This window comes from Vibrio sp. 3-2(1) (genome assembly GCF_963887575.1).
Taxonomy (GTDB): Bacteria; Pseudomonadota; Gammaproteobacteria; order Enterobacterales; family Vibrionaceae; genus Vibrio; species Vibrio anguillarum.
In genome coordinates, this window is sequence record NZ_CAWPGB010000063.1 from 80,094 (window position 1) to 100,892 (window position 20,799).

At 41.2% G+C, this 20,799-nt stretch carries 16 protein-coding genes and 1 pseudogene; 12 read left to right on the forward strand and 5 right to left on the reverse strand.

All coding sequences use genetic code 11. The features are described 5' to 3' along the window. Nucleotide 1: 1 nt before the first annotated feature. Nucleotides 2-595 carry a condensin complex protein MksE gene (locus tag AACQ79_RS15970; RefSeq protein WP_170899371.1) on the forward strand — a complete coding sequence of 198 codons (594 nt, stop codon included), beginning with the start codon at nt 2-4 and terminating at the stop codon, nt 593-595. 258 nt (nt 596-853) lie between these two features. On the opposite strand, the pseudogene AACQ79_RS15975 reads toward AACQ79_RS15970, so the two are convergent. The 4 genes and pseudogenes from AACQ79_RS15975 to AACQ79_RS15990 all read right to left on the reverse strand — a co-directional run. Then, a pseudogene (locus AACQ79_RS15975) lies at nt 854-1,165 on the reverse strand (IS66 family transposase); the annotation flags it as partial. Nucleotides 1,166-1,512: 347 nt separating this feature from the next. Beyond that, on the reverse strand, nt 1,513-2,310 hold the full coding sequence (locus AACQ79_RS15980; RefSeq protein ID WP_212756401.1) for a DUF4225 domain-containing protein: 798 nt from the start codon (nt 2,308-2,310) through the stop codon (nt 1,513-1,515). Next, a complete protein-coding gene (locus tag AACQ79_RS15985) occupies nt 2,289-2,762 on the reverse strand; it encodes an Hcp family type VI secretion system effector (protein ID WP_094151065.1) in 474 nt (157 codons plus the stop codon). Before AACQ79_RS15985 ends, AACQ79_RS15980 begins: the two co-directional genes overlap by 22 nt. A 478-nt stretch (nt 2,763-3,240) precedes the next feature. Next, on the reverse strand, nt 3,241-3,822 hold the full coding sequence (locus tag AACQ79_RS15990) for a DUF2913 family protein (RefSeq protein WP_170899372.1): 582 nt from the start codon (nt 3,820-3,822) through the stop codon (nt 3,241-3,243). Between the two features lie 358 nt (nt 3,823-4,180). Here AACQ79_RS15990 and AACQ79_RS15995 point away from each other — a divergent pair, with 358 nt between their 5' ends. From AACQ79_RS15995 to AACQ79_RS16025, 7 genes are all read left to right on the forward strand, one after another. After that, nucleotides 4,181-5,011 (forward strand): TnsA endonuclease C-terminal domain-containing protein, encoded by an 831-nt coding sequence (locus tag AACQ79_RS15995; protein WP_170899373.1) that lies wholly within the window; start codon nt 4,181-4,183, stop codon nt 5,009-5,011. Next, nucleotides 4,995-7,085 carry a Mu transposase C-terminal domain-containing protein gene (locus tag AACQ79_RS16000; protein ID WP_170899374.1) on the forward strand — a complete coding sequence of 697 codons (2,091 nt, stop codon included), beginning with the start codon at nt 4,995-4,997 and terminating at the stop codon, nt 7,083-7,085. Before AACQ79_RS15995 ends, AACQ79_RS16000 begins: the two co-directional genes overlap by 17 nt. Next, nucleotides 7,082-8,719 carry an AAA family ATPase gene (locus AACQ79_RS16005; RefSeq protein ID WP_170899375.1) on the forward strand — a complete coding sequence of 546 codons (1,638 nt, stop codon included), beginning with the start codon at nt 7,082-7,084 and terminating at the stop codon, nt 8,717-8,719. The genes AACQ79_RS16000 and AACQ79_RS16005 overlap by 4 nt, the downstream gene beginning before the upstream one ends. Continuing rightward, the gene (locus AACQ79_RS16010) at nt 8,720-10,264 is read left to right on the forward strand and encodes a TnsD family Tn7-like transposition protein (RefSeq protein WP_170899376.1); all 1,545 of its coding nucleotides are present in this window, start codon (nt 8,720-8,722) and stop codon (nt 10,262-10,264) included. Then, on the forward strand, nt 10,222-11,823 hold the full coding sequence (locus AACQ79_RS16015; RefSeq protein WP_170899377.1) for a Tn7-like element transposition protein TnsE: 1,602 nt from the start codon (nt 10,222-10,224) through the stop codon (nt 11,821-11,823). The genes AACQ79_RS16010 and AACQ79_RS16015 overlap by 43 nt, the downstream gene beginning before the upstream one ends. A 141-nt stretch (nt 11,824-11,964) precedes the next feature. Then, on the forward strand, nt 11,965-12,354 hold the full coding sequence (locus tag AACQ79_RS16020) for a hypothetical protein (RefSeq protein WP_234910693.1): 390 nt from the start codon (nt 11,965-11,967) through the stop codon (nt 12,352-12,354). Continuing rightward, on the forward strand, nt 12,351-13,619 hold the full coding sequence (locus AACQ79_RS16025) for a DUF6575 domain-containing protein (RefSeq protein WP_170899378.1): 1,269 nt from the start codon (nt 12,351-12,353) through the stop codon (nt 13,617-13,619). The genes AACQ79_RS16020 and AACQ79_RS16025 overlap by 4 nt, the downstream gene beginning before the upstream one ends. Here the strand turns inward: AACQ79_RS16025 and AACQ79_RS16030 are convergent. Further along, a complete protein-coding gene (locus tag AACQ79_RS16030; protein ID WP_170899379.1) occupies nt 13,603-14,313 on the reverse strand; it encodes a DNA-methyltransferase in 711 nt (236 codons plus the stop codon). The two genes, AACQ79_RS16025 and AACQ79_RS16030, sit on opposite strands and share 17 nt — an antisense overlap. Before the next feature lie 397 nt (nt 14,314-14,710). Between AACQ79_RS16030 and AACQ79_RS16035 the strand changes: the two genes are divergently transcribed. Genes AACQ79_RS16035 through AACQ79_RS16050 form a run of 4 tightly spaced genes read left to right on the forward strand, consistent with a single transcriptional unit; the run spans nt 14,711 to nt 20,790 of the window. After that, nucleotides 14,711-15,541, forward strand: coding sequence for a TnsA endonuclease N-terminal domain-containing protein (locus AACQ79_RS16035; RefSeq protein WP_170899380.1), 831 nt, complete (start codon nt 14,711-14,713; stop codon nt 15,539-15,541). After that, entirely contained in the window at nt 15,528-17,612 is a 2,085-nt protein-coding gene (locus tag AACQ79_RS16040; protein WP_170899381.1) for a DDE-type integrase/transposase/recombinase, read from the forward strand. The genes AACQ79_RS16035 and AACQ79_RS16040 overlap by 14 nt, the downstream gene beginning before the upstream one ends. Then, entirely contained in the window at nt 17,612-19,270 is a 1,659-nt protein-coding gene (locus AACQ79_RS16045) for an AAA family ATPase (RefSeq protein ID WP_170899382.1), read from the forward strand. The genes AACQ79_RS16040 and AACQ79_RS16045 overlap by 1 nt, the downstream gene beginning before the upstream one ends. 2 nt (nt 19,271-19,272) lie before the next feature. Further along, entirely contained in the window at nt 19,273-20,790 is a 1,518-nt protein-coding gene (locus tag AACQ79_RS16050; protein ID WP_170899383.1) for a TnsD family Tn7-like transposition protein, read from the forward strand. The last annotated feature ends 9 nt before the right edge of the window (nt 20,791-20,799 follow it).

Sequence of the window (20,799 nt, forward strand, 5' to 3'; positions counted from 1 at the left end):
CATGGATCGTAATACATTTTTAGATGCTGATGAGCAATTGTCGCAGACGATTTATCGTGCTTTTTATACCGGCAGTGTAATTAATCGAAAGGAATACATGACCTCACAAGCGCAATTTGTGGAGTCCAAGACTTACCTTGAAATTCGCCAGCATGAAAACCATTACAATCAGCTATACCGACACTTGGGGTATGAACTAATTCATGATGAAGACGGCGAGTTTTTTTCTCTGAAATCAATAGCTGAGAGCGAAAGCGAAGATACCGTGTTTGATGAAACGTCTTTAAAAATCATTGCGATCTTAACACTCATCAGTCGACTCATGACACAGCGAGGGCAGCCGCTTGCACTATTAGGCGAGTCTGCTCAGGGAATTACAGGTAATGATATTGCATCGTTGGCTGACGATGAAACAACTAGTGCAATATTTAAAGCTTTAAAATTAAAAACTCCAATTGATGCGCTTGAGTTCATAAAAAAGAGAGGCTTTGCCTTTCGAATTAGTCAGAGCCGATACGTTTTAAGCAAAGGAGCCATTACTATGATAGATACTCTAATTGAGCGAGAGAAAGAGTTGTCCTCTTCAGTAAATTAAGGCAGGCTATCCTTAACTTAACGTAGAAATTCCAGTCAAGAGTTTGGTTTTTTCAATTTGGTTAAGATTGAATTTCGTAGCTAATAAAGTACGTCAGGAATTCTTTTAACTGGCAACCAAGCGGTTGCGTTCTATAAATATCTCACATAAATGTAGCATTCCTTACTATAGTAAAGACTTACTCAAAGCCTATCAAAGATAGAGCTCTTAAAATCCATTGATGTTGACCGTACGCGCCCCATGAACACTCAGGGCGTTTTAGTGTGAGAAGTTCCACGGAAGAAGTGAGTCGATATTGGGCTCAGCTTTCGCTAGCTTTTTCATGCACTTGACCATGTAATCGTAGAGAATGAGTCTATTGGCTTTAGCTGTCTCGATGCTGCTATAGAGTAATGCACTGGCATCGGCGTCTCTTGATGTGTTGGCGAAGAGCCAGTTCTTTCGGCCAATGACCATCGATTTGATTGCACGTTCTGCTCGGTTGTTGTCGATGGATAAGTGCCCATCATCCACATAACGCACCAACTTCGGTCATTGACCCAATGTGTATTTAATCGCTTTACCGAGCGGCTGTAAATAAAAAAATAGAACTTCTTTCAATTGCTCGAATCCTTAGTTTCCAGTGTTCTTTGGCAAACAAAATATCACTGTGATTATGAAAAAAAGGAAAGATAGCCATTGAATTTCAAGGTTAGGTAAATCGAGATGTTTAATAAAAAAATCTTCGAAAAAAGGTATCTTAGATGAAACTCCTGCTGTTTTTGTTCCAATCTGAAAAATTGCCCAAAATTGCCCACCTAAGATCAAAAATAATAAAAACCTACATAGCAGAGTGATACCTTTTGATGGTACGTGGTTTATTCGCCATAGCAGATAAATGAGGGAAATAGATGAAAATGAATACCACGTAATGGTTATCATTTTTTGACCTCATCATATAGTGAGTATGCTGTAATGCTGTCACTTAATGCCCCAGCTCCTAGTGATAACCTACTTGATGCTTGATATCCTCTTAGATAGTCTTCTGAGCTGTATCTAAATAACTTAAATTGTTTGGCTTTTGGGGTGATTGTCCATGGCATAGGCTTTAAGTTAGGTTTGGAGGCAATTTGATACGCCTCTACTGCATTTTTAGCCGTGTTGGTTTTGGCTATAGCTCCATAGGCTGACATGGCTAAATCAGAGCTATAGTAGGCAATATCGCCATGAGATTTGGAGTAACCTAAATACTCTGCTGCATGTTGATAGCCTTCTCGAACTAGCCCCGTGGGATTCTCATCACCATCCCAAAAGTATTTGCCATTTTCATACATGTTATTCGCGCCATGAGCCATCATTGTTGCACCAATTGAGCAAAGGTAAGTGGCAGAGTAGTAACAGACCCCCGCGCCTGCGGCTACCTGCATCACACCCGCGATAAAACCAACCCCTTTTTTGGCAATTAGGGCACCTTGGTCCATCAAGTTTTGTCTTTCCTTTCGAAGTTCTTTAAATACCGTTTCTTTGTTTTTTTTACCGTTCTTAAAATCGTTAACAAGACATTGTTCAAAACGATCAACGTCACGAACAAACTGCATCTTTAGCCCACCATTCGAAATATAGCGGTGTGACAGCGTGACGGCTTGCATAGTGAGTCCTTTCCCTGCCTTTTCGACTTCTCGAATGTCCCATGCATCGGGCGAAGTTTGATTTCTCACCCTAAGTTGCTCTCCCATGTTTCATAACCTTCAGTGCCAGCTATTTTATGTTTCCAAGTGATGTCTCGGTAAGAGAGGTGAAGGGTTTCTGACATATCTTCATCGCCAGAGTTCAGTACGTTAGGTTGGTCAAAAGACAGGGTGGTAATTAAGGCGTCAACCAACTCAATAGTATAGAAGTTTTCGTTATAGCCTTGCTCATTAGTACGAAAGAAATTGATTGTGCACTGTAAATGCTCTTGTTTAGAAAAGGCATTACCAAGAAGTGGAGAGGCTTTATCAATGGGTTTGGTAATGACGACTTCGGCAGGTCCGCCGTGTTTGTTTAAGGTGAAGTTACACGCCAGAACGGTGATTTCATTTGAATGCGATACTTGAGCCTTATTTCCTATAGAGTCTTTCGTGTTGCAACCAAGGGATATACAACCTTGTTTTTTACCGATCACTGAGAGATATGCCGTGTGAGCCATGCTATGCCTGTTGTTGTCTATGGTGCAGTGCTCATATTGTATCTTTAATTACCTGAAAAGATAAGATATGCACATTAGATTTTGACATAAGGTCACAATGTATGTGCATGGCAAGAAAAATGGTAAGTGCATGCTGCGACTTGCTCCCTTGGGTTTGTCAAACTCTGCTACTTCTATTTGACCTTAGATAATTCAATTTATCTCAAGGAGTAGTGGCGTGTATTTTTGAAGATAGAATTTCGTTTTAATGACTCAAAGATTGGATACAACTGGTGACCTAAGTTTAAGGGAAGAACTTGATACAGCACGCTTGTGATAACTACAGTTATCGATAATTTACTAAATTATAAAAACCACTGACGCGTTTTTATCCAAAACCAGCAAGAAAACCACGGCCATCGTATTTTGATGCGCTCTATTAACTCTCGTATCACCTTCTGGTGAAGTGTCATATGACAGTTATCGTCGCCGTCATGTTTTAAGTAGGGTGCACTAAAATATGGGCTTGATGTAACTCCGCGTTCCACTCTTTCATTTCGGCAAGGAACAGACCGTGAGCGTTAATCGAATTTATGAGCTCTGGTGCACGCTCTAGCTGGATAAGCATCGATAACGGTGTCACTTGGTTATGTTCTTGGTCAAAACTGTGTTCGACTTGCTCTTCTAACATGTAAAGAATGCCAGGCTCCGCTTCGCTACCTTCTTCAAACAGCCGAGACTCAATACCTTCTTCATCATGAAGGTGGACGAGTAGGTTATAGAGCTTTTCAGCCCCGACGAGTTTCGTTTGATTCGATTCAGTGCTGAGTTGATGCAGTTTCATTTCTAGGTTCCCGCCTTTTTTTCTCGCAACGCTGAGCATCAGTTTGATGTCTTTTTTTATATTTGATAGAGACTTATCGTTGAGCTTAGGCTTGAGGTATTTTATCAATATTTCATTGCGCGTTGCGACTGGCACAAAGCGGGGAGATGCTGACACTTTACATAACAAGTGAAGTAAGGCGTGAGTAATGACATTGTGTAGGTTGTGGTAGTAGTCAAAGTCTCGTTTGATTTGCATAGCCAAGATAATGTTGTGGTCCGATTATTAATATAATCGGGGGCTTGCTGTGCTTTATCAATCACAATAATGACTCAGGAAGCGATTTTCCATACATTTCGTTATTCAATAATCGCTAATGTTATATTTTCTGAAACGGATTTTTGTCCAAAAGCTTGTTACTGTGACCTGCTTAGACTTTGTGATCACCGAGCTATTCTGTCGTACCAAATCTGTATTGTGACACGAAGTATCGGTTGTTAGTATAAATTGCTGCTCATTGATTGTGTTCACTATATAAGAATTGTTGAGTAATAAAGTTGCATACTAAATCTGTTGCGTTTATGCTTATTTTTTAAGCAAAGTGTGATGGTTTTATATGGCAAAAAGCAAGTACGCACCCTCTGAAACGAAATACAAACGCTGGATAAAAGAAGGCCGTGGCAATGGCTGCGGCTCTGATTATCTGCCTTGGATAACTGTCCGCAATGTTCCATCCGATGGTCGCTCTCATCGTGTCTTTGGTCATAAAAGCCAGCGTACTCATCATTTGCTATCTGATTTAGAACTTGCCGTATTCTTAACCCTTGAATGGAACTCCCAAACAACTGATATTCGCGAGCAGTTTCCTCTTAGGCGCGAAGAAACGCTTGATATTGCCCTTGATAGTGGAATTAAACATCCAGCCGAAGGCGGTGTGAAAATGTACATGTCATCCGATTTTTTGGTTGATAGCTTAGAACTTCAGCTTCCACAGTATGTCATTCAAGCTAAGTACTCTAATTTTTTAAAAGATCCCCGAGTTATTGAAAAGCTGGAAATTGAACGCCGTTATTGGCTACTGAAAAAGGTCCCTTGGTTTCTGGTCACGGAAAACGATGTATCCCCAACGCTTGTCCAGAACATTAGTTGGATATACCCGGCTGAGCAGGATGAGATTGATGATGAAGTCTTGTTAGACAGGACGGCGTACTACAGTGACCTTTTTCAGCAAAATCCCAATAAAACGGTTACTGACATCTGTAAGTTGACTGACCGTATTTACAATCAGCCTGATGGTTCTTCTATCTATGAAATCAGGCAATTACTGGCTAATCGCTGTTTCTACTTTGATATGTTGTCCCAACCATTCCACCTACTAAAAGGTAAGGATTTCGTTGTTGAGGACATGGGAAACTTAATAGGAGCTCGTCATGTTTCGAATCAATGAGGTCCTGGAGTATGAGAACGAGCGATTCCGGATTTTGAGTCGATTCGGAAACAATTTTGTCTGGATATCGATCGATAATAAAAGCGCCTTCCCCAGCATTATTGACTTATATTCGCTGGATTTGGCGATTCAAGATGAATTGTTACACCGAGTCGAAGATCCCTATTCCTATTTGATTATGCTCTCGCCTGAAGATGGCAGTACAGCTCAAGTAAAAAGAGACCAAAACTATAAACTGATAAGCCCTATCATCCATCTGGAAGAATTCTATCAGCCGAAACAGCGCGCTAAAGCCATTGATTTGGTCATTGCTAATCACAAAACAACCAAACAAACATTGTATCGTCTTATCCGCCAATACTGGCAGCGGGGTCAGATTGTTAATGCTCTTCTTCCTGATTACAAAAATTCCGGGGCAAAAGGAAAAAAACGAATCCCGGGAGAGATAAAATTAGGGCGACCCAGAAAGTATAATCCGGGTTCTGGTGTCAATGTGGACGAGTTCATCGAAAAGCTATTCAGGATTGCCATTCAGAAGTATTTGTTAACTGACAAAGGTTATTCATTTCCCTATGCGCACCGGCGTTTTAAAGATATGTATGAAACCTATTTTCCGGATGTGCTCGAGGCAGAAATTCCAACCAATTGGCAGATGAAGCACTTCTATCAACGTGAATACACTCAGGTAGAAAAAATCAAAAGCCGGGCAAGTCAAAATTCCTATAACAAAGATATTCGACCTTTGACAGGAACGGCGACTATGTATGCTTTGGGGCCGGGCTCCCGCTTTGAAATTGATGCGACCATCGCAGATATTTACGTGGTTTCCGATGTGAACCGAGGCTGGATTGTTGGACGTCCGGTTGTTTATATCGTTATCGACGTATTCAGTCGCCTGATAGTTGGATGTTATATTGGTTTTGAAAATCCTTCTTATGTAGCTGCTATGCAGGCTTTACAAGTTGCGATGACTGATAAAGTTGAACTATGTCGCCAATATGGGATAGAGATCGAATCTCAAGATTGGCCTGCAATCGGATTTCCAGATGCTATTTTGGCAGACAGAGGTGAATTGCTTGGCTATCAGATAGAAAATCTCGAAAAAAGCTTCTCGGTGCGAATTGAAAATACGCCTCCGTTTCGAGGTGACGCCAAGGGCATTGTTGAGCGCAATTTCAAGACGTTGCAAGCCGACTTTACACCATTTGCTCCTGGTGTCGTGACGGGAACCATTGTTAAAAAACGTGGTGGTAAGGATTATCGTCTTGATGCCAAGTTATCTATTTCAGATTTTAAAGAAATTATCCTGTCCTCAATTCTTTATCACAATCTGTACCATGTGATGAAGACCTATGACAGATCTGCCGATATGCCGGTTGATTTGCCTTCGGTGCCATTAGAACTGTGGAACTGGGGGATTCAACACCGTACTGGCCGGTTGCGCTCAGCTCCTGAAGAAGCCGTAAGATTAAGTTTACTTCCCAGAGCAGATGCAACGGTCTCTGATTTGGGGATATGCATTTTTGGTATCTACTACACCTGCCAAGAGGCGATTGTCGAAGGTTGGATGCATCGAGCCCAAGAAGTGACTCGTCCGCAAAAAGTTTTGGTGGCATATGATCCCGACCTTGCCGATGAAATTTATCTGTTTCCTAGTCGAAACAGCGCCGAGCATTGGGTTTGCAAACTTTCCGGACGATCCAGGGAGTTTGTTAATTGTACTTTCTGGGAAGTGTGGCAGCGACAAGAGCAGAAAAAATTCACTCATGCTGAAAGTAAAGTCAGAGCTGATAAGCACAAACGAAAGCATGAGCAGCGAGTGATTGACAAAATCAAACAAGCAGAGAAATTAAGTCCGGATACCTCAAGCATCCCGAATACTGAACGCATCGGTGAGATTAGGTCGAACCGAAAAGCTGAACTACAAAATGAACGAGTCAGCAGAAAACCGAAAATAAAGACAGATTTGAAAGACACGGCAGATATCATTCCTTTACGTGGTGTTCCGGAGGAAGATTATGACTACCCGAGCTATGTCGATGAGTTATTCGATGATGAGGATGATAACGAATGAGTTTGCCAAGTGAATATGTTAATGCCATATATAAAGATACTGGTAATCCAGCCTATAAAGGGAACCCATTTATCGAAGCTTTGACACCAATCATGGAGCTTAAGCAACTAAAAGAAGGATTGGAAGGTAAAGTCGATTTTTCTTTGAATGATCTTCAGGATAAGCCTCGGCAACGAGCTCATATGGTTGCAGCTTTACTTGATGATTTCTTCCAGCCCTTATCCCAGCATGTTCTCTTGGAAGAGCGCATATCGATTATGATCCGGCGTGGTTATGTGAGCCGAAATTTACTGGATGGTTCATTGAATAAGCATTTACAAAATGGCTACGAACGGGTGATGTCCGGTGATTTGCAGAGTTATAAATTCAGAAATGTGCTAACGACAGCAACTTGTTTATCTCTTATCGGATGTTCCGGTAGTGGTAAAAGTTCAACCCTTGAGCGCATTCTTGCCACCTACCCTCAGGTCATCTATCACGAACAACATAACTTTTTTCAACTCAGCTATCTGAAAATCGAATGCCCGAATAATGGATCACAGCAAAGTTTGTGTCTGAATTTTTTCCGTGAGGTGGATAAGCGGCTGGGAACTAATTATGAAAATACGCATGGCCGCAAACGTCACGGGGTGCCAACGTTACTGGCTCTAATGAGCCAGGTTGCGAATGAACGTGCTATAGGTGTCCTGGTTATTGATGAAATTCAACGCTTAAAAATTCGCAAGGCGGTTGGCCGAGAGCAAATGTTGGAGTTTTTCGTCGAACTGGTTAACACCGTCGGTATTCCGGTGATATTGGTTGGTACGCCGAAAGCTCGCCCTTTGTTTGAAGTCGAATTGCAGTCTGCAAGGCGAACCACCGGCATCGGTTCTGTTTATTGGCAACCCATGCCGCAATATCCGGAAAATCCGAATGCTAGAAATGAATGGGTTGCTTTTACGAATAAGCTTTGGAAATACCAGTGGCTTAATCGGCGTGATGAAGTGCTTACCGAGGAAATCAGAGATTGTTGGTATGAGCTATCTCAAGGGGTTCTGGATATCGTGGTTAAGTTATTTGTCCTGGCTCAGCTACGAGCAATAGCATCAAAACTGGAGCGTATCACGGTTAACGTTTTACGCTCAGTTTACGACGATGAACTCAAACCGGTACACCCTATGCTGAATGCTATTCGCCGGGGTAACCCAACCTTGATAGCCAAATACTCCGATCTCCGAGTAGAAGATATCGACAAACGACTGCTTAGCCTTCACCAAAAAATCAATCAGATCCCAGATGAGCCGGAATTACCTTTCAGTAATAACGAACAAGCGATGCGGCTATACAAGCTACTTGTACAAACCGATTGCCAGTCTGAAATTCTCATTCCGTTGGTTGAAAAAATTTTCCGGGAACAGCCCAAACTGATGATGCGCGAAATGATGCCGGTTGTACTTGATTGGTATGACGAAAGTAAGCAGTTTGTCGATCAGCAACCGAAAGCACCAAAAGCGGCTGTAGTTAAACGTGCCGACTGGTCAAGCCTTGAAACTGGCGATTTGCGATTTGTGTATTCACAACTGACCAAGAAAGAAGATATGTACAGTGCGCTCAAGGTCAATAAACTTATCTTGGATTTGAAAAAGGTTAGTTAGATGCTCGGTTTCCCAGTCCCGTATCCAAATGAGTTGATTTACAGCTTGGTTGCTAGGGCTAGGGTTCATAGCGGAGCCATATCACCTAAGCAGCTATTGGATGAGGTTTATGGAGACCGAAAGGTTATCGCTACGGTTGACCTACCGAGTCACCTTGCTCAAATTTCTGGGCAATATCCATCAGTTTTAAATATTACGACGGCTTCACTGATATACCAGCACACGCTTTTCCCTATTTATGCGCCTTTTATCGAAGAAAGAAAAAGACAGGCCGGTATGCGCTGGATGGCAAATCAATCTAAAGGGCTCATACACTTGGTATTCGGAATTGCTGCTTCGATTGTCAAGCAGCCGAAACTTCTACGATATTGTCCCCAGTGTTTTGAAGAGCAACTAGCTCAATATGGTGAGCGGCATTGGATGCGTGACTGGCAAGTGTCAGGAGCCACATGGTGCCCAAAACACTCAACCCCGTTGTTTGAATTTTCTATTCAACCACATTACGAACATCGCCATGAATTTTATGCGGCGGACACAACACCGGATGACAGGCCAATACGGCATCATAAAAGGGAATCTTTACGCATCAGCCATGTTGTTGAACAACTTCTGCAAGTGGAACCTCAAACATCGCCAACTTTTTATCAATGGGGCTGCTATTACCATGATTTGGTTGCACTAGCCGGTTGCAATAGAGGTTCCAATGTAAAACATGATGAAGTTCGGGAGCGTATCGATTCATTCTGGAGTAGAGGTTGGTTGTCGGATAACCAACTCACACTGACGAAGCGAGATACCTGCTGGGCCAGAACTATTTTACGAAAGCACCGAAAATCCTTCAGTTTTATGCAGCACCTGATCATTCAGTCCAGTTTACTAGATCGAGATATTTCACCATCTGACATTTTAGCTAACGTAAAGCGTTATCCGCAAAAGCAAAGAAATGTCCATCCAGTGGTTTTGCCGAAGCAGATTAATAGAGACAAAAGAACTCAATGGCTGAAGCTGTTGAAAGAGTGCGGGTGCAAACAAGCTCGATTACATGGATCGCAAGGTTTGTACATGTGGTTGTACCGACATGATTACGAATGGCTGATGAAAATTAATCGACGCTATGAGCATCCGGTCATATATGAAGATAGGCGGGTCGATTGGCTGAAGCGAGATCGTTCGATCGTTCGTCGATTATGTCAGTTACGACAGGAATGTGAACGAGATGATTTTTCTCCCCGAATGACGAGTACTTTTTTGCTGTCAAAACTAAAGCTAGGTGCAATGCCAGAGAGGAAATTACGGCACTTACCTTTAACTAAGCAGTTTCTTGCCAAGTATTCGGAATCGGTCGCTCAATACCAAATTCGGCGATTGGGAAATCAGTACATCTCACTCTTTTTACAAAATATTCAAACTGAACGGTGGCGTTTGCTACGAGGCTCTGGGTTGAGTGAAGAGCGCTTAACTCCACTGGCTCGATGTTTTTTAACAGGAATAACGGATGGTATATGGGCGATTACAGATTTAAGCACATCCCAGAAGATGCATTAGTGTTGGGCGTAGGTTCTCTTTTTAAGAAAAATAGTAACGTGTTTTGGGGAATTAACCTTAGCTTTTCAAAAAAGCTTGATCGTCCATCAATACCCATAGCTGGTGTTCCATTGATTCGACGCTACAAATCATTAAGTGCCAATCAGTCTAATAAGTTAAAAGGAAGACAGTTAACTTTTACCATTAGGGATGCTCAGCAGTGGGGCAGAAAGCGCTTAAGGGACTGCCCGGCTTTTCATTCAATGGGGAATGGGCACAATTCTGAACAGTGGTGCTTTGAATGTGATGTGCCTGATGGTCCAACTGTTTTCCTACCTCAGCTTGAATTAGCACGTGTTCTTTTTCTGCATGATAACTATATGTCCAGAATCTGTTTGGAACACGGAAAGCTGTCATCAGACTTCAATATCACCAATATAAACGGGCATTGGCAGATTGATGTGATGCCAAGTTCTAGCTATCCGATTGCCGCTTTTAATGATGAACGTTCACGACGATTCTTAAGTTGGATATTGATGGATCCTGAGGCTCGAACTTCATTTGAAAGTATTCACCAGACAATGATGAAAGATCATACATCCAGTGGACAGTATAAATTTTGGGATTTCTCTTTTGTACCTCCTCGCTTGAATAGAACAAAATTAGAAGTGTCAGGGTGGCACGACTGGAGCAGTAACAGCTTTTTTGTCTGGGAAATTAGAAGGGTGGAAGACTTGCCATCGAGTATGCCTGATGAACTAGATTTTTATCACCCTGATTTCAAAAGGCAGGTAACAGGTCAAGGTGGCGGAGCTAATTCAGGTAGGCCTAAACGTCCAGAAGAGCACGAACTTGATGATGAGGAAGAGGCTGACCCTGATAAAAAACGTGTTGTTTTAGATACAGAATCAGTTGGCTTGTCATTTCGTAAGCCATTCAAGACTAATCGAGTAACTGATAAAACTCGGAAGGCTAATCGCGGTAAGCCCGATGATAGTGAATCTAATGAACAACTTCCCAATAAGTTATCTCCGAATGGTGATAATGCTACAGGTACAATTGCAGGTGCCAATTATGACGTTTTGAATGACGAAAGTGATGACGCTCATCTGTATGCAAGTAAATTTGAGATTTTTTTTCGGGTTATTGATCGTTTGGAAGCTAATCACGGATGTCAAACGTACCGCTATCCTCTGAGAAAATTGCCTAAATTGGCACGTTGTACCAAACACATGATGGCAGATGATGCTAATCCGAGATGCATGGCTGTCGTCAAAGTTACTTATCATGGGCAGGTGTATCATTTTGTTGAGGTTGATACCTCTGATGCGAAGAATTCGATATCGACCATGGTATTAAAGTTAAAAGATAACGTAGCGTTGCTTGAGCAAATCGCTGAGTTAGAAGTTCGACTGCTCAAGAAGTCGCTTGCTTGGCCGCGTGATTATATCTCTGTAATTTGTGGAGATGGTAACTTCAAGGGAATCTCACATCCTCCATGTAAACACAAAGGCTGTGTGGATCCTGCGGATGTTGATAAATGGGCCGGATGGTTTATGGGGTGGTTGGATCAACAGTAAATCAACACCATCTTATTGGAATTTTAGTAGTTATTTGAAGTAACTCATTGTTAAAACAATATCTATGTCAAATCGATTGAGTATGCAACTTGTGTTGTTTAAACTATGCTCAAACTTCAATATGCAGTATGATTAGATATTATGGATGATAGAAAGTGGTCTCAGGACTATCCAGCAGACATTCTCGTACCGCCCGACGGTGCTGTCGAGATAGATGCTAGTTTATATAGATTAGTGTATAAAGACACCCCAGACGCTGATGACTTTTTAGCTAGTTATAAAGATCCTAAGCAGCGTCATTTGGCAAAAAAAACTGCTATCAAGAAAAAGCCTGGCTTCTATGGGACATCGTTTTTCGATACCCATGATAGTATTAAGGACTTGGTCGATGGCAATCCTGAAAGATTTTCAGGGCAGCTAATAGCTACTGGTCTGGTTAAGCCTGAGCATGGTAAAGGTGAGCCAAGAGGTCACCATGTCTCAATGTGGTTTTACGAAGGGGTATATCCTAAAGGTTTTAAAGTGGTATGAGTGCTAAAGATGATTTGCTGTTTTTAACAAGCAGTAGATGTGGTTCGTTATATTATCATAATGTATATAGCTATTATGATGAGCCCCTGATTTTTACAGCATTAAATGAATACGATCAGTTGTTTTTTTGCTACAGCTTAGGCTGTGACGAACAGCATGATCGTTGGATTGTCGTGCCTGCTTCTCAAGAAAAAGTTAACCGACTTGAACAAAAAGATATACCAATCGTTCATATGCTCAAGCCGTCGGCATCAGCAAAAGTTCTTTTGATAAAGATTGATGTCGATACTGGGATTGTATCTGAAGATTTTGTAATAGCCAAAAAACTCCCATATAAAATGCCTCAAGATAATATTTTTATTAGGGAAAATATCAATTACGATGGTAAGAGAAAACACTCTCATCGTATTAGAATTGCCAAAAAATCGCATAAAGACATCATTTCCGAAACCTTGAACCAAGTTTCTGAAGTTTTTGGAGAATTTTGCCGCCATTATCTAAAAAAACATGAGATATCAGTTTCTTTCTATCCAAGAGATGCAGTTGAAGGTTCTTTTGTCTATCGAGTTAAAACAACAACAAAAGATGAAAATGACTTTAGAACTAAAGGCTACGCACTGCTTTCTAAGGTGTCGTCTCATGAGGATTTTTTGTCTAGTTTAGAAGCTCAAGAAATTGATTTAAGGATAGTTCGGAAACTATTCGATTTGATTGGTTCTAACGATATTGAAATTCAGTTAATAGACGAAGATTCTACTCAAACAATATTGGGTCTAGAGTCTAATTATGTTGAACAACTTCTTCCAGATATCAATGATAAACTAGGTTCCTATCTCGACAGCACAATGGTACCTCAAGCAGATAATTTGGATAGAATTAAATTGTATCTAAGCATTGTTGATAGGAATCGAGTAGTTACCGCGAAGGAGTTAGGGGTTGATCCGAGACAGGTAAGTTATTATAGAGATGCATGTAAATTACTGTCCTTGGTTCATGATTATTCGTCGTTAACTCCGTTAGGGATGAAAGTTGCTGTATCAGAAAATAATGAAGAATGGGTGAAGATAATTCAGCGGCAATTTGAAGAATCTGATTGTGGACACATATGGATGCTCAAACAGGGTGTTAACTCTATGCTTGATATTCAAGAGGATTCCGCTACAGAGTTTCTGATCGAAAACTGCAACGGTTTAAGTGATAACACAAGTCGCCGCAGAGCTCAGACCTTGAAATCTTGGGTTCGGAAATTCAAAGAGTTTGCCTAATACCGTTTATTCTAGCCTTTGTTAATTCTACTGCTTCAATATTTAAATCATTGCCTCTGAAGTTGCGATTTAGTAGTTCAGAGGCTTGACCAACAAATCCCGAACCACAAAATGGATCAATTACTACGTCATGTTCGTTTGAACTCTGCTCTATTAAAATCTTAGCCAAGTTTACTGGTTTCTCTGTCGGATATCCTTTCCAGACTCTTTTCTCTACAAGGATATCTGGAATAGATAAATTATTTAGCTTACGTTTCCCTTTCTCAAAAAAAAGAATGAATTCATATCTTGCTCTATAATGATATCCCATACCAATTGATACTTTGTCCCACACTATAGGCTTCCAAAATTTAAACCCCTGGCTTTCGGCAATAGGTTTTATAACAAACATAGTTTCTTGATCACAGAACAAATAAAAATGGCTGTTTTTTTTCATTATACGATATATTTCAGAGATAAGTTCTTCAAATCGTTTATTTGGAAAAATCTCAAACCATTGATTACTCGAAGATTTACTGTTCTTAAGGCGAGTTGTAGTTCCAATCTTTCTATGCTTCTCGAGAGATTCATATGGAGGGTCTGTGATGACAAGATCCACCGAATTTGATTCAATGGTTTTTAACCATGTTATTGCATCTAAGTTAGATACATCTAGTTCTTTAAAGTTATTTTGTTCAGGCTTTTGATGTGTCATCTTTGCTACTTACATGGATTTTTATACAGTGAATTATGACATCTATTGTAGATAAAATCACCTCGATTCTAGGCTAATTCCAGCAAGTCTGTAGGTTATGGAATACATTGATTTAGATGTGTGGTTTCTAGTATGAAACTTTATTACTTTGAATTTTGAGATTGATAGATGAGGTAGTGAATTTAGTATGATACTTTATTTTTTATCCTAAGATTTGGCCCCTTGTGTTCTGGGAATTAAGAGGGTTTTTAGTATGAGACTTTATTCCTCTTCTACATATTGTTGTCGGTAGACATTAAAGTTTGCAACTATGACACTAAAGTTTGCAACTATACCACTAAAGTTGAAAACTTTTCAAACCCGGTTAAACTGATCAAAAGTTGACCGGGTTTTTGTTATGGCAAAATCAAAGTACGTTTTAACTGAAAAGCAAATCATCAAGCGGATAAATGAAGGCAGAGGTGCAGGAAGGCTTTCTGACTATAAGCCGTGGCTGTATGTTAATGAGGTCCCTTCAGAAGGACGATCTCAGAGAGTCTACTCCCACCTAACGGGCCGGATTCATCATGTATTATCGGACCTTGAGTTCGCAGTCTTTCTCCTTCTAGACCATAACCCTGCCGTAACAGATATTCGTGAGCAGTTTCCACTCAACAGGGATGACACTCTCAATATTTCCAAGGAAGGTCAGCTTTGGCACCCTTCTCAAGGAGGGGTAAACCTTGTCATGTCCTCAGATTTTTTGGTTAACACCGCTTCTAAAACTCAGCCCAAGTTTGCTATTCAAGCAAAGTACTCCAAAGATTTAAAAGACCCAAGAACCATTGAAAAGCTTGAAATAGAACGCCGTTATTGGCGGCTAAAAAAAATCCCCTGGTTCCTCGTCACAGATAAAGAGATAGACAAAACAGTCGTATCTAATATTGAGTGGTTATACGGGGTTAAGGGCTACTTTGATGAAGTAATAACGGATGAGCTATCGCTTACTTTTGAGCATATCAGTGCTTATTTTGTTCAACACCCAGAAAGAAAAGTCGTTGATCTGTGTAAAGAGTATGACATGGCATACCAGCAAGATCTTGGTCAGTCGCTTTATGATATTCGTTTAATGTGTGCAGCAAGGCTTATAACGTTCGATATTCGTTTACCATTTCATAGTTTGAAAGCGAAAGAAATTGCGTTTAGAAGCGAATCTTTGTTCAGGGGGCATCGTAATGTGGCCAGTTAACGAAACTCTAGCGTTTGACGGTAAGGCTTACCGCGTGCTTTTTACCGAGACAAGTTACTTCTATTGGATTTCTATTGATGAGGATAAAGGTTTACCGGAAAGAGTCTATTTTGATGAATGCCGCAACTGGGTCGATGAAGGGCGTATAGAAAAAATTCCTGACCCTTATTCATACCTTCAAGGAGAGTCTTGGACCAAAGAGTCAAATGCATATCAGAAAAGGCAGAACGACTTTGATTTGATTAAGCCTATCGTAGATGGTGAAGGAGCGTTTGACAAAAGGGTTCGAGCAAAAAGGGTTAGTAATGTGGTTGCCAATTCAAATAAAACCAAATCGACCATCTATCGTTTAGTTCGGAGGTTTTGGCAGCGTGGACAAATAAAAAATGCCCTAATACCAGATTACAAAAACTCAGGCGCTGCCGGAAAGAGAAGAAACTTCACAACAAATAAAGCTGGTAAGTCTAGAGTTTACGGTGTCGGTGATGGTAAACAAGTCACTGAAGAAATCAGAAAACAGTTCCGAATTATTTGTGATAAATATTTGATGAATGATAAAGGGAACTCCGTTGCTTATGCACATAGGAAGTTTTCAAAAGCATATAAGCTAAAGAACCCAGGTGTTGAAGAGCATGAAATTCCAACACTCCGCCAATTTAGGTATTTCTACAAAACCGAGTATAGCAAGGTCACAAAGCTTATCGTTCAAACACCTCAAGGCAATTATAATAAAGATGTTAGGCCACTACATGGAACTGCTACCGAGCAAGCGTTAGGCCCAGGCAGTCGATACGAAATTGATGCCACCATTGCAGATATTTACTTAGTAGATGATGACGATGCAGACAAAGTTATCGGTCGGCCGACGATTTATATGGTCATTGATGTTTTTAGTCGTATGGTTGCAGGTTTTTATATTGGTTTCGATAATCCATCTTTCCCCGTCGCAATGAAGGCACTGATATGCAGCTTTGATAGCAAAGTAGAAACCTGCGCAAAATATGGTATCGATATTTCAGAAGTACAGTGGCCATGCATAGGTATTCCCGATGTGTTGCTGGCTGATCGCGGTGAATTGATGAGCCACCAAGCAAATTATTTGGTTGATGCTATTGACGTTCGACTTGAAAGTGCTCCACCTCGAAGAGGCGATGCTAAAGGAATTGTCGAGAGATCATTTGGCACATTACAGGCTAAGTTCAAGCCCTATATGCCAGGTGTCGTAACAGGTAACAAGGTTAAGAAGCACGGTGAAAAAGATTATAGAGTTGAAGCTGCTGTGGCGAGATCAGACTTTATTGAAATACTGCTCTATTCAATACTTGCTCATAACTTAAACAAACCATTAGAAAAGTACGATCGTGCTCCTGATATGCCAGAAAGCCTTCCATCAATCCCTATTGAGCTTTGGAGGTGGGGACTACAGCATCGTACTGGGCGTTTAAGAGCCATCGATGCGGATATTGCAAAGATACTGCTGTTACCGCGTCAAAAAGTCACCGTATCCGAGTTAGGCGTAAAGTTATGGGGATTAACCTACACAGGAAAAGAAATTATTCAGACAGGTTGGATGCACCGCTCTTCGGAAGTTTCGAGACCCAAAAAACTATTTACAGCTTATGAGCTTGGTTCTGCTAATCACATATATTTGTTTCCTGAAGAAGGGAAAAATACATTTTGGGTTTGTGATCTTTCAAGTCGAAGTAGAGAGTTCCGTGATCTAACTTGGTATCAAGTATGGGAACGTCAAGCGGCTCAAAAACAGACTTTGGCTGAAGCTAACTATCAATTTGCACCAGTAGAACGAGATTTTGATGATCTTCTTGAAAAGAAACTGAAGAAGGCTAAAAAGAATCGTAAAACCAGTTCATTGAGCAACGCACAAAAGATAAATGAGATTAAAGAAAATAAACGGAATGCGCGAGAGCAAGAGAGAAAGGAACTAGCAATACAACCAACTAGGGCTAAACAAGAAGAAGTTGCGTCGGTGATACCTATAAACGGAGAGGACGAAAGTTATCAACTGCCTGACTTCATACCGGAGCTATTTGATGATGAGGATGATAACTGATGAAGAAAAACCAAGATCATCGTGTAGTTGCCGTCTATCAAAGAGCAACACTCTCAGCTTATCGAAATAACCCGCTGATAGAGGCATTACCACCGATAAATAGTTTCCTGGACGACTCGATTGCTCTAAAGGGCTCGTTAAGGTGTACCGCAGAAGATATCCATCGAAATGGCATTGAAAGAGCGCATAGTATTTGTCGTGTTATTGATGATTTTTTCCAGCCCCTCAGTCAACACATACAGTTGCACGAACGACTGTCATTGATGATACGGCGTGGTTATGTTGGAAGAAACCCTGAAACAGGAGATTGGGCAAGGCATATACAAAATGGTTACGAGCGTGTTTTAACCGGTGATTTGAAGGCGATAAAGTTCACGGAAGTTAGTTCTACAGCACAAAGCATGACATTGATTGGATGTAGTGGAAATGGCAAAACAACAGCGATCAAGCAGCTTTTGTCGTTATACCCTCAAGTTATTTACCACCCTGACAGAAACCTTGAGCAAGTCGTTTATCTAAAAATTGACTGCTCCCATGATGGCTCACTTAAAGAGCTGTGCTTGAACTTTTTTCGTGCGATGGATAGAGCATTAGGAACATCCAACTACGAAACACAATACTCGATGAGCAAAAGGCTGAGTATTGAAACACTTATGGCCGCTATGGCTCAAGTTGCAAATACTCACGCAGTAGGTGTTCTTATTATTGATGAAATACAGCACCTTAGTCGTTCTCGCTCTGGTGGTTCTGAGAAAATGCTCAATTTCTTTGTGACATTAGTAAATACCATTGGTCTTCCTGTGATTTTGGTCGGAACACCACGAGCTCGCGAGATATTTGAGGCTGATATGAGATCTGCAAGGCGAGGCTCTGGTCTTGGAGCGATTTTTTGGGATCCAATGGAAGAAGGAAGAGAATGGAAAGCGCTCACGGATAAGTTATGGACTCTTCAATGGCTACAAAAACGTGATGAGGTGCTATCGGATGACATTCGTTCTCTATGGTATGACCTGAGCCAAGGTGTTCTAGATATTGTGGTTAAGCTATATGTCTTGTGTCAGTTGAGAGCAATAGCGACAAAAGTAGAAAGGATCACGCCTAAATTAATGCAACAGGTTTATGAGGATGAATTAAAACCTGTTCATCCAATGCTAGCAGCGCTTCGCTCGGGTGATGTTGAAGAAATGATTAAGTTTTCAGATCTTAAACTAAGCAACACTGATAAAAGGTTGCTTGAGTTACAAAAACTGGTAGCAACAACTGTTAAGCAGACACCAGAGGAGTTTGCATATCAACAGCTCAGAACCGATGAAGAGCGACGTGTATATATGGCCCTAAAAGATGAGTTTGACTCAACGCTTTTAGCTCCTGTAATACGACAGCTGTTTGATCTAAATCCAGATTTGACATGGGTCAGCTTACTGCCACTGGTACATGAGCAACTCACTAACCCTGAACAGTTACAATCTAAAAAAGAGGCTAAGCCAAGTAAGGGCAAGAGGGCATCCTCAATTAAACAGACGCAATGGCATACCCTTGATAGTGAGGATTTGAGGTTTGTTCACTCTGAATCTGATTCTGATAGAGAAGTGTACACCGCAATGTCAAAGTCGGGTCTGATTCTAGACATTCAGTCACTGTTAGAAAAGGCGGTTTAATATTGCACTGCTTCCCTGTCCCTTACCCAGATGAATTAATCTATAGCTTGGTGGCTAGAGCTGGAATTCGCAGTGCGATAACAAGCTCTAAACAGCTACTAGATGAAGTGTATGGTGACAGAAAAGTGATTGCGACAATTGACCTGCCTAGTCATTTGTCTTCGATATCAGAGCAGCTAATTAGCACGGGACGATTTGACGTCCAACAGCTTATTTATGAACATACAATGTTCCCGATTTACGCTCCTTTTGTTGATGAAAGCATTAGGATTAGAGCGATGGAGCGAATGGAACATTGCGCTAAGGGCTCTGTTCATCTAATGCTAGGAGCCCCTGCTTCTATTGTAAAAGCTTCGGACAACTTTCGTGTTTGCCCTGCTTGTGTTGCGGAACAAAAGCAAAAATATGGGGAAAGTTATTGGTCGAGATTGTGGTTTTTACCATCCTTACCGTACTGCCCTGAGCATGGGCTTCTGAGCCAATCAACAACCTCATACCATGATAGTAGGCACACGTACCATGTATGTGACCGAGTACAATGCCAGCCCTTTTTATGTAACGACCAGAATATAACAGCGCAGCGGTTTGCTTACTTAGCTAGCAAAGCTCAAGAGGTAATGTGTTTACCAGCCCAAGACGCCCCGACTCAGCATCAATGGAGCCTTTTTTACAATCATCTAGCGCACGACTTTGGGTGCAGGAAAGGTTCTAAACAGGCTGCTCACGATAAGATTGCAGACTTAGTTGTAAGTAAGATCGTTACCCCTGAGCTAACCATCAATTTTGATAGAGAGACCAGCTGGCTTCGCGCGATATTTCGCCGCCATCGTAAAGCTTTTAGCTATCTACAGCACTTGACGGTTTGGTCTGCTTTTATTCCTGAAATGTCGGCTAGTGAAATCATAAAAGAAGTAAAATCAAAAGAGAAAGTGACGGTATCTCTCCCGAGGAACAATGCTCACCTTGTGCCAAATACAAGTGAAGAAAAACGTAAGCTGTGGCGTAACTTAATAGGCAAGACCCCGATTAAGAAAGCACGCAAACTCCCAGGTGGTGGTGCACTGTATGCTTGGCTGTACCGAAATGATAGAGATTGGTTATTGGCTTTTAATCGAGGCCATCAATCGCAATCGGTTGTAAGACAGAAAAAAGTGGACTGGAAAGCAAGAGACCTATCATTCACCAAGCAGCTTATTAAGGTTGTCGAACTATTCGATACTGTTATTGACGGTCCTAGAAGGAGCAAAAATTTCTTACTTAAGCAGCTAGATGATTACGGATCGGTGAGCAAAAAACTGAACTTATTACCCTTGTTATCTTTCGCTTTAAACCGCTATCAAGAGAGTATTTTTGAGTATCAAGCTCGTCGGCTAGCCATGACTGCAATCACAAAGTCACAAACAGGAGCAGGAATGAGTCGCTGGCAATTGATGCGTTCAGCAAGACTTCCTAAAGAAAGAATACTACCGATCGTCGACGACTTGCTCGACTGGGTAGCTACAGGATCAAACATCAAATAAGGGAATTTT

Bases quoted from the DNA above. Each gene is read 5' to 3' on its own strand.
- AACQ79_RS16000 (WP_170899374.1), top strand. From the start codon at position 4,995: ATGTTTCGAATCAATGAGGTCCTGGAGTATGAGAACGAGCGATTCCGG.
- AACQ79_RS15990 (WP_170899372.1), bottom strand. From the start codon at position 3,822: ATGCAAATCAAACGAGACTTTGACTACTACCACAACCTACACAATGTC.
- AACQ79_RS16015 (WP_170899377.1), top strand. From the start codon at position 10,222: ATGGGCGATTACAGATTTAAGCACATCCCAGAAGATGCATTAGTGTTG.
- AACQ79_RS15980 (WP_212756401.1), bottom strand. From the start codon at position 2,310: ATGGGAGAGCAACTTAGGGTGAGAAATCAAACTTCGCCCGATGCATGG.
- AACQ79_RS15985 (WP_094151065.1), bottom strand. From the start codon at position 2,762: ATGGCTCACACGGCATATCTCTCAGTGATCGGTAAAAAACAAGGTTGT.
- AACQ79_RS16045 (WP_170899382.1), top strand. From the start codon at position 17,612: ATGAAGAAAAACCAAGATCATCGTGTAGTTGCCGTCTATCAAAGAGCA.
- AACQ79_RS16035 (WP_170899380.1), top strand. From the start codon at position 14,711: ATGGCAAAATCAAAGTACGTTTTAACTGAAAAGCAAATCATCAAGCGG.
- AACQ79_RS15970 (WP_170899371.1), top strand. From the start codon at position 2: ATGGATCGTAATACATTTTTAGATGCTGATGAGCAATTGTCGCAGACG.
- AACQ79_RS16025 (WP_170899378.1), top strand. From the start codon at position 12,351: ATGAGTGCTAAAGATGATTTGCTGTTTTTAACAAGCAGTAGATGTGGT.
- AACQ79_RS16030 (WP_170899379.1), bottom strand. From the start codon at position 14,313: ATGACACATCAAAAGCCTGAACAAAATAACTTTAAAGAACTAGATGTA.
- AACQ79_RS16020 (WP_234910693.1), top strand. From the start codon at position 11,965: ATGGATGATAGAAAGTGGTCTCAGGACTATCCAGCAGACATTCTCGTA.
- AACQ79_RS16010 (WP_170899376.1), top strand. From the start codon at position 8,720: ATGCTCGGTTTCCCAGTCCCGTATCCAAATGAGTTGATTTACAGCTTG.
- AACQ79_RS16040 (WP_170899381.1), top strand. From the start codon at position 15,528: ATGTGGCCAGTTAACGAAACTCTAGCGTTTGACGGTAAGGCTTACCGC.
- AACQ79_RS16005 (WP_170899375.1), top strand. From the start codon at position 7,082: ATGAGTTTGCCAAGTGAATATGTTAATGCCATATATAAAGATACTGGT.
- AACQ79_RS15995 (WP_170899373.1), top strand. From the start codon at position 4,181: ATGGCAAAAAGCAAGTACGCACCCTCTGAAACGAAATACAAACGCTGG.